Origin of the sequence: Starkeya nomas, from assembly GCF_902703545.1 — a bacterium.
Lineage (GTDB): Bacteria > Pseudomonadota > Alphaproteobacteria > Rhizobiales > Xanthobacteraceae > Ancylobacter > Ancylobacter moscoviensis.
In genome coordinates this window covers 1-1,221 of record NZ_CACSAS010000006.1, presented here as the reverse complement: position 1 = coordinate 1,221, position 1,221 = coordinate 1, and the positions used below count along the sequence as shown (strand labels likewise).

Below are 1,221 nucleotides of genomic sequence, written 5' to 3'. Positions count from 1 at the left end.
TGACCTGAGACCCTAATCTCCTCCGGTCTATGGTAGAGTCCTGGGTTTCGTTTGTGGCCTCATGCGGCCTGTTTTTCCAGCGTGGATTTCATTGCGAACTCGACCGGCGCCATGTTGCCGAGTGCCGAGTGTGGTCGGTGATGGTTGTAATCCTCCTTCCATGAGGTGATGACGCTGCGGGCCTCGGTAAGCGTCGAGAACAGCGTGTCGTTGAGACACTCGTCCCTGAAGCGGCCGTTGAAGCTCTCGACGAAGGCATTCTGCATCGGCTTGCCCGGCGCGATGTAGTGCCATTCGACGCCGGTCTGCTGGCACCAGCGCAGGATTGCCATCGAGGTCAGCTCTGTGCCGTTGTCGGAGACGATGGTGTCCGGCCGACCGCGCCAGCGCATGATAGCATCCAGTTCGCGCACGACACGCAGACCTGACAAGGACGTGTCGGCGATCAGCGCCAGGCATTCCCGTGTATAATCGTCGACCACGGCCAACACCCGGAAGCGACGGCCATCGGTGAAGGTGTCGGAGACGAAGTCCAGGCTCCAGCGGGCATTGACGCGATCGGGAACGAGCATGGGTCTGCGCGTGCCCAGCGCCCGTTTGCGGCCACCGCGACGGCGCACCTGCAGCTTCTCTTCCCGGTAAAGGCGCCGCAGCTTCTTCTGGTTCATCACGATGCCCTGACGGTCCAGCATGACGTGGATCCTGCGATAGCCGAACCGCCGGCGCTCCGCCGCCACCGCCTTCATCGCCTCGCGCAATGGAGCGTCGTCCGGACGGATGCTGGCGTAGCGCACCGTCGAACGGTCGATCCTCAGAGCCTGGCACGCCCGACGCTGGCTCACCCCATACACCTCGCAGGCATGAACCACCGCCTTCCGCTTCGCATCGGGCGTCACCATTTTTTTGCAGCGACATCCTTCAGGATCGCGTTGTCGAGCATCTGTTCGGCGAGCAGCTTCTTGAGCCGGGCGTTCTCGTCCTCCAGAGCCTTCAGGCGGCGGGCATCCGACACCTCCATCCCGCCGAACTTCGCCTTGAACTTGTAGAAGGTCGCTGCCGAGATGCCGTGCTTGCGGCAGACATCCACCGTCTTCGCACCGGTCTCCTGCTCCTTCAGTAGTCCGATAATCTGCTCTTCCGTGAACCGCGATGGTCGCATCGTCCGTCTCCGTAATCGACGGACTCTACCCAAATCTGGAGGAAGTTCAGGGTCTCAGGTCA

The 1,221-nt window shown here is 61.9% G+C and carries 1 protein-coding gene; it reads right to left on the bottom strand.

Going from position 1 to position 1,221, the window contains the following annotated elements; all coding sequences use genetic code 11:
* Positions 1 to 59: 59 nt before the first annotated feature.
* A protein-coding gene (locus STARVERO_RS21710) for an IS3 family transposase (protein ID WP_244616980.1) occupies positions 60 to 1,159 on the bottom strand; the annotation gives its coding sequence in 2 pieces (ribosomal slippage) (positions 60 to 898 and positions 898 to 1,159; 1,101 coding nt in all).
* Between the last annotated feature and the right edge of the window lie 62 nt (positions 1,160 to 1,221).